General features: G+C 71.8%; 7 protein-coding genes. 1 reads left to right on the top strand and 6 read right to left on the bottom strand.

Annotated elements, in window-relative coordinates; all coding sequences use genetic code 11:
• A partial coding sequence (locus UW392_RS24575) for a hypothetical protein (RefSeq protein WP_320777280.1) occupies positions 1–315 on the top strand: 315 nt, incomplete at its 5' end.
• A gap of 82 nt (positions 316–397) precedes the next feature.
• Here UW392_RS24575 and UW392_RS24570 read toward each other — a convergent pair.
• The 6 genes from UW392_RS24570 to UW392_RS24545 all read right to left on the bottom strand — a co-directional run bounded on the left by UW392_RS24570 (position 398) and on the right by UW392_RS24545 (position 6920).
• Positions 398–1834: an amidase gene (locus UW392_RS24570; protein ID WP_320777279.1), complete on the bottom strand. Its 1437-nt coding sequence runs from the start codon at positions 1832–1834 to the stop codon at positions 398–400.
• A complete protein-coding gene (locus tag UW392_RS24565) occupies positions 1827–2039 on the bottom strand; it encodes a hypothetical protein (protein WP_320777278.1) in 213 nt (70 codons plus the stop codon). Before UW392_RS24565 ends, UW392_RS24570 begins: the two co-directional genes overlap by 8 nt.
• A complete protein-coding gene (locus tag UW392_RS24560) occupies positions 2036–3343 on the bottom strand; it encodes an LLM class flavin-dependent oxidoreductase (RefSeq protein WP_320777277.1) in 1308 nt (435 codons plus the stop codon). Before UW392_RS24560 ends, UW392_RS24565 begins: the two co-directional genes overlap by 4 nt.
• 22 nt (positions 3344–3365) lie before the next feature.
• Positions 3366–5369, bottom strand: a complete 2004-nt coding sequence (locus UW392_RS24555) for an FAD/NAD(P)-binding protein (protein ID WP_320777276.1) — start codon at positions 5367–5369, stop codon at positions 3366–3368.
• Between the two features lie 18 nt (positions 5370–5387).
• Positions 5388–6578 (bottom strand): hypothetical protein, encoded by a 1191-nt coding sequence (locus UW392_RS24550; protein WP_320777275.1) that lies wholly within the window; start codon positions 6576–6578, stop codon positions 5388–5390.
• Between the two features lie 129 nt (positions 6579–6707).
• Positions 6708–6920 (bottom strand): hypothetical protein, encoded by a 213-nt coding sequence (locus tag UW392_RS24545; RefSeq protein WP_320777274.1) that lies wholly within the window; start codon positions 6918–6920, stop codon positions 6708–6710.
• Between the last annotated feature and the right edge of the window lie 56 nt (positions 6921–6976).

The following is a 6976-nucleotide window of genomic DNA, read 5'->3' as shown; positions in this document are numbered from 1 at the left end:
GCACCCGTCGGACGGCCGCGGCCGTCTCCGCCCCGCGGGCCCCCGGTGCGACGAGGTTGGGAGGGGCCGCTCAACCTGCGCGCCATGCTCGGCGAACTCGCGCCCGACACGCGCTCGGTGCTCGGCGGCATGATCGCGGAGGACAAACAGCACCTGTCGGTGCTGTTCAACCTCGCCATCCGCGCCGATGGCGTACGGGACCGCGAACGCATCGTCGCCGAGACGTCCTTCGGCCTGCGCCGGCCCCTGGACCCCGCCACCACGGACCGCCTCTTCGACGCCCTCCTGCAGACCGGTTGGCTGCGCCGGTCCTGATCACTCCCCTCCGTCCGGGACCGGGACCGGGACCGGCTCGGGCCCCTCTCGCGAGGGCACCCGTCGGACGGCCGCGGCCGTCTCAGCCCCGCGTGCCCCAGGCACCGAAGCCGGCCGGCCGGCGGCCCGGATGGCCGGTGAGCGCCTCCACGGTCGCGCCCACCCGCAGCACCGTCGTCTCGTCGAAGGGCCGACCCACGATCTGCATGCCCAGCGGCAGTCCGGTCCCGGACAGCCCGGTGGGCAGGACGAGCGCCGGGTGGCCGGTGACGTTGAAGGGGATGGTCTGCATGGCGGACAGTTCGGGCGGTGGCGGCCAGTCGGGCGCGAAGGAGTCCAGCCGCGGCGGCGGGGTGAGACCGGCCGCGGTCACCCACACGTCGTACCGGTCGAGGACGGTGCGTTGCACGTCGTCGGCCAGCTCCTGCCGCAGCCGGTGGGCCTGCACCAGGTCGGCCGCGCTCAGCCCGGCCGCGGACGCGATCCGCTGGTAGGTGTAGCGGCCGTAGGAGCGGGGCCGTTCCCGCAGGTCGGCCTCGTGGATCGCGTAGGCCTCGGCGACCATGATGACCCGCCCGCAGGCGTTGAACCGCTGGTACGCCGGCGGCTCCACCTCGTGGACCGTGGCCCCCCGTTCGGTCAGCTCCGCCAGCACCCGCTCGATGGCGTCGGTCACCTCCGTGGAGGTCACGGGGTGGTCCCGGAACCAGGAGGGCGAGTAGGCGATCCGCAGCCCCCGTACCCCCGCGTCGAGGTCCGCCGTCAGGTCCGGCACCGGACGCCGCGCGCTGCCCGGGTCCCGCGGGTCGTACCCGGCGATGACCTGGGTGGCGAGCGCGGTGTCCTGCACGGTCCAGCCGAGCGGACCGATGTGGTCGAGCGCGTACGACAGGGGGAAGGCGCCCCGCCTGGACACCAGGCCGTAGGTCGGCTTCAGGCCCACGGTGCCGCAGTGGCAGGCGGGGCCGCGCACCGAACCGCTGGTGTCGGAGCCGATCGCGATCCGGACCAGTCCCGCCGCCACGGCCGCGCCCGCGCCCGTCGAGGACGCCCCGGTGAAGTGGTCCGTGTGCCAGGGGTTGCGGGCCGGCGGGAAGGGCAGGTCGGGGCTCGGGCCACCGAGGGCGAACTCGTGGGTGGCCAGTTTGCCGACGAGTACCGCGCCGCCCTCCCGCAGCCGCGTCTCGACCTCGGCGTCCCCGTCCGGCACGTGCTCCATCATCAGCCAGGAGTGGCTGGTCGTACGGATGCCCCGGGTGTCGAAGATGTCCTTCAGGGCGTAGGGGATGCCGTGCAGGGGGCCGCGGTCGATCCCGGACGCCAGCTCGTGGTCGGCGCGGTCGGCGTCCTTGAGCGCCCGCTCGTCGGTGACGGTCACGAAGGCGTGCAGGACCGGGTTGGCCGCGGCGATGCGTTCCAGCGCGTGCCGGGTGAGGTCGACCGAGGTCAGCGCGCCCGAACGCAGGTGCCGGCCGGCCTCGGCCACGGAGAGTTCGTGCAGTGCGCCGGGTTCAGACATCGTCGTCCTCCATGGCGATCCGGTAGACGGACGAGGGCTCCTGCTCGACCGGCCGTCCCGGAGTGCGCAGCAGAGCGGTGAGCGCCATGAGTTCGGCGTACGAGGCGACGGTCCCCGCGCGCCACTCCTCCGGTACGGTCAGCCCGGCGCGCCGCGCCACCAGCTCGAACTCCTCGTCGGCCGTCGGTTCGTCCCGTCGGTTCACCGGCTCGGCCTCTCCAGTCCCAGGTGGTCGCGGAGCGTACGGCCCTCGTAGGCGGTCCGGAACAGCCCGCGACGCCGCAGCTCGGGCAGGACCAGGTCGACGAAGTCGTCGAGGCCGCCGGGCAGGGACGGGGGCATGACGATGAAGCCGTCGACGAGTCCGCTGCCGAACCAGTCCTCCAGTTCGTCGGCGATCGACGCGGCCGTGCCCACCACCTGCCGGTGCCCTCGGGACCCCGCCACCCGCTTGTACAGCTGGCGAATGCTCAGGTTCTCGTCGGCCGCCATCCGCACCACAAGATCGCGTCTGCTCTGCCCCGAGTTGGAGGGCGGCAGCTCCGGGAGCGGCCCGTCCAGGTCGCAGCCGGACAGGTCGACGTGCCCCAGCTCGCTGGCCAGCAGGGAGAGTCCCACCGCGGGTTCGATCAGGTCCTGGAGCCGCTCCGCCTTCTCCTCGGCCTCGGCCCGGGTGCGCCCCACGAACGGGAAGACACCGGCCAGGACCTGGAGGGACTCCGGGTCACGGCCGTGCTTCTCGGCGCTCGCGCGGACGTCCTCGGCGAAGGCCCGCACGTCGTCCTTGCGGTGCTGCGCGGTGAACACCACGTCCGCGGTGGCGCCGGCCAGGTCGACGCCCGGCCCGGAGGAGCCGGCCTGGATCGTCACCGGGTGTCCCTGCGGGCTGCGGGGCATGTTCAGCGGGCCGCGCACGGAGAAGTGCTCCCCGCGGTGGTCCAGCGGGCCGACCTTCTCCGGGACGAAGTACTGGCCGGCCGCCTTGTCCCGGACCCAGGCGTCGTCGTGCCAGGTGTCCCACAGCCCCTTGACCACGGTGGCGAACTCCTGTGCCCGGTGGTAGCGGGCGGCGTGGTCGGGATGTTCGGGCAGGCCGAAGTTGTACGCCTCGTAAGGGTTCTGGGAGGTCACCAGGTTCCAGCCGGCCCGCCCACCGCTGATGTGATCGAGTGAGGCGACCATCCGGGCCGTGTGGTACGGCTCGTTGTAGGTGGAGGAGACGGTGGCGGTCAGCCCGATCCGCTCGGTGACCGCGGCCAGCGCGCCCAGCAGGGTCAGCGGTTCGAACTGGGCGACGTACCGGATGGCGGTGCGGCTGAGCTCCGTCATGTCGGCCCCGCGCATCGCCGAACTGTCCGGCAGGAAGAGGAAGTCGAACAGGCCGCGCTCCGCGGTGCGCGCCAGCTCGGTGTAGTGCGCGAAGTTCATTCCCGCGTCCGCGGGTACGTCGGGATGACGCCAGGCGGCCACGTGGTAGCCGGCCGGGTAGAGGAAGGCACCCAGCCTCATGTGTGAGCGACGAGCCAACGTGTCAACCGTCCTTCTTCGTACGTGATCGGGAGGCGTCCGAGCGGGACATGCGCTGCACCGCCTCCTCCGCCCAGTCCGCGGCGGCCGCGAGGACCGAACTGTTGGAGTGCGGCCGGGCGGCGCTCTGCTGGAAGACCCTGAGTCCCTCGGCGGGAGCGCCGAGGAAGGTGAGCCGGGGCTCGCTGGAGCCGTCGGGCAGGACGGGGTGGAAGCGGTCGGTGAGATCCAGTGCGCCCGGTTCGTAGTCGCCGTCCGGCCCCTGGTTGCGCCACAGCCGCACCAGGCCGGCGTCGAGCAGCGAGCGGTACAGCGGGAGGACGTCGCGGTGCGGGGAGAACGGGTGGATCCGGCCCTCGACCACGGTGTCCACCGTCCTGACGGCCCCGGTCCGGCCACCCGTCACGGTGAACCCACCGGTTCCGCCCGCGGCGGGGCGCACCGCGGGCTCCGGCCCGACCGACAGGTCGAGGAGCCCGGCGTCGAGCAGCGCCATCATCTTCGCCATCGGTTCCAGGCCCGCGCCGTTGGACAGCCGGTTGTAGTGGCGCATACGGGTGCGCATGAAGCGGCGGTGGGACTCGGGGGTCAGGCCGCCGAAGTCGACGGCCTCGCCGAAGACCGCGCGGAGGTCCCGCCAGACGCCGTCGCAGGCCGCCTTGACCGCGTTGCGCAGATTGCCCTCCTGGGCGTCGAGATGGTCACGGCGCAGGTACTCCGCGCAGCGCCGGGCCCAGTCGGCGCCGTCGTCGTCCCGGCGGGCCGAGGCCGCGGGCATCGGATCGAGCAGCGCCCGCCATCCGAAGCGGTCGGGATCCGCGGCGTCGAGCGGGGATTCGAGCGCCGCGACCAGCGCGTCCGCGCCGTCCTCCGCCCATGGACCCCGCCCGGCCAGGAACGCGCGGTGCGCCGCGTCCACGGCCGCACGCAGCCGCTCCACGGTCGTCCCGTCCCGCACGGTGCGGTGGTGGACCCAGGCCATCTCCAGGGCCACGAGCGGGAACAGGTGCCGGTCGAAGTCGAGCGCCCGGCGCCCGTCCGGCGTAGGCACACCGACCCGGGAGCGCAGGGCGCGCACCGCGTCGACGGTGAAGAACTCCCCGGAGTGCTCCAGTCCCGGATCGGCCACCTTGGCGTTGAGCGGCCGGCCCGACACGGGCACCCCGCTGGGGCTGCAGGCGACGATCACCGACGGCTCGCGGCCGGCCGGCACGTACCGCAGTCCGTGCGGGGACACGTCCGGAGCGGGGACGAAGGTGCCGCCGCGGCCCTCGGTCAGCGCGAGGAGGACGTCGATCGCGGTGAGCCCGAGTCCGCGTACGGCCACCGGCCGGCCCGGGGGCACCGCCGACTCGTCCAGCCGCTCGGCCGGCGGGTAGGGCGTGGGCACGTATCCCGGGTGCGCCGTGAGCGTCTCCTCCTCGCTGCCGGGAGCGGGAGTGTTCCAGGAGTGCCCGGTGACGAACAGGACCTCGTCGGCGAGGATCTCGTCCCCGGTGGCGGTGGTGATCCGGAACCGACCGGCGGCGGGGTCGCCGACCGGCCGCACCCCGGTCACCTCGGCCTGTCCCACCTCGACGGTGACGCCGTCCATCGCGCGCAGCAGCTCCGTGTAGCGCAGGAACATCTCGCGCAGGGCGAGCCCGTGGACGTACCGCTTGGGCACGTCGTGCGGGCGCAGGTCGAAGTCGGGGTGACCGGTCGCGGCGTGCCGCTGGGCACACCACTCCTGGAAGGTGGGCCGCAGCGCGGCGGGCAGCAGCTTGCGCGGCGGGTCGCTGGACTCGTCCGGGGCGAAGGCGATCTGCCCGGCCACGCGGTTGAGATAGCTGGTCCGCGGCTGTACGTCGCTGTGCACGTCGCCCGCGCCCGCCCGGCCCCCGCGGTCGAGGACCACGATCCGCACGGGCCGGACCGGCGACGCGTCCGGCAGCACGGCCGCCAGATGCGCCATGGCGTACGTGCACATGGGGCCGCCCCCGACCACCACCAGGCAGTGTGGGGTCATCTGCTCCGCTCCCGCCCGTCAGCCGCCGACCGGCTGCGCGCCGCTGAGCATCTTCTGGAACCGCCGCAACAGCGGGAAGGGAACGGTGCGTTCGACGTGGAAGCCGAGCTGCTCGTTGTAGGTGTACTCGACCGGGTCCTTCAGGCTCAGCTCCGAAAGGCCCCGGGCGACCTGCTCGAGATATCCGGGGAACTGGGACTGCATCGCGTAGACGACGCTGTAGTAGAGGTTCCGGCCGAGCGAGAAGCACGGGTAACGGGCGTCGTAGTTCTCCAGCGAGAACTTCGGGAAGCAGCCGTCGATGATGCGCTTGGGGCACAGCCACAGCGGCAGCAGGAGCGTGGTCTCGCCGATCTGCCGGGCCGGGAACGCCGCCGGCTTCAGACCCGTCGTGACGCGGTAGAGGTTCTCGCAGACGATGTCCTCCAGGTTCACCCCGGTGGCGATGTACGTCGTGCCGATGTCCCTGGCGGCCTTGGAGAGCGCGAGGCGGATCAGCAGCGTGCCGAGGAACTCGAAGTCGTCGCCCTGGAATTCCTGCTCGAACCGGTCGATCAGGTCGACGGAGTCCGCGGGTATGCCCAGCAGGTGCTTGACCTCGTCGGCCTCGATGACGGTGAGCGTCAGTCCGTACTTCTCGCACAGCGCCTGGGCGCGCGGGACACCGGCGTCCCAGTCCGGGATGCCCTTGAGGATCACCGGGTGCACGGTGATGCCGTGGTCGGCCAGGTGGCTCAGCCCGTACAGCAGGGCGTTGCTGTCGCCGCCGCCACTGACGCCGACCACCAGATCGGCGCCCTGCGGCACGTGCGCGCGGACGGTGTCACCGACACGGTCGGCGATGATCTGCCGGCATTCCTCGGGGCTGAGCTTCTTCAGGAAGGACTCGGCCGTCCCGGACTCGTTGTCGAGGCGCTGGTAGATGTACTCGGTGGCCTCTTCCCCGGGAGTGTCGCTCTCGACGGTCTTGAAGTCGTCGATCGAGAAATTGAACGGATTGACGTTCCGGTTGAAGTACAGCAGGATCTCGGACGCGTCCTCGAATTCTTCCAGGGTGCGGTCCAAGGAGGGGGAAAGCCGCGGTTCGCCGCCGGATTCCGGCACCACATACGCCGCGACCGCGGACCACGGGACGCGGTTGCGGTTCAGGATGTCGATGAGGCGCTCATCGGCCGCGCCGACGAGTGGCTGCCGACCGTGCGAGGTCACAACGGAAACCCTGGGAAGCGAATCGGACGACGTGCCGGTCATGAACTTTCCCTCCGACGTGCAATGCGGTGAAAGAGGAGCGAAGCCCGGATGGGCCACCGGTGAAGGTGGCCCATCCGAGGTGTTTCGTTACTGAGCGCCGGTCTCGCAGCTGGCGCCCGTGATGACCTCGAGGCCGTGCTTCGAGGCCGGCACGAAGGAACCGGCGGTACGGAAGGCCTCCAGCTCGCGGATGCCCAGAACGGCGTGGCCGGCGGCAACACCGGAAGGAATGAGGTCGACGACCTCGTTCTTCAGGTTGAAGTTGCTGCTCTGCACGGCAGTGGAGACTGCTTCACGCATGTTAGCCACCTTCCTAATCGGTTTGCATGGGAGGAATTCCCACACCCAGAGATTAG

This window comes from Streptomyces sp. CRN 30 (genome assembly GCF_034105845.1).
Note: the sequence above shows the minus strand (reverse complement) of the source record. Positions and strands in the feature narration are given on the sequence as shown.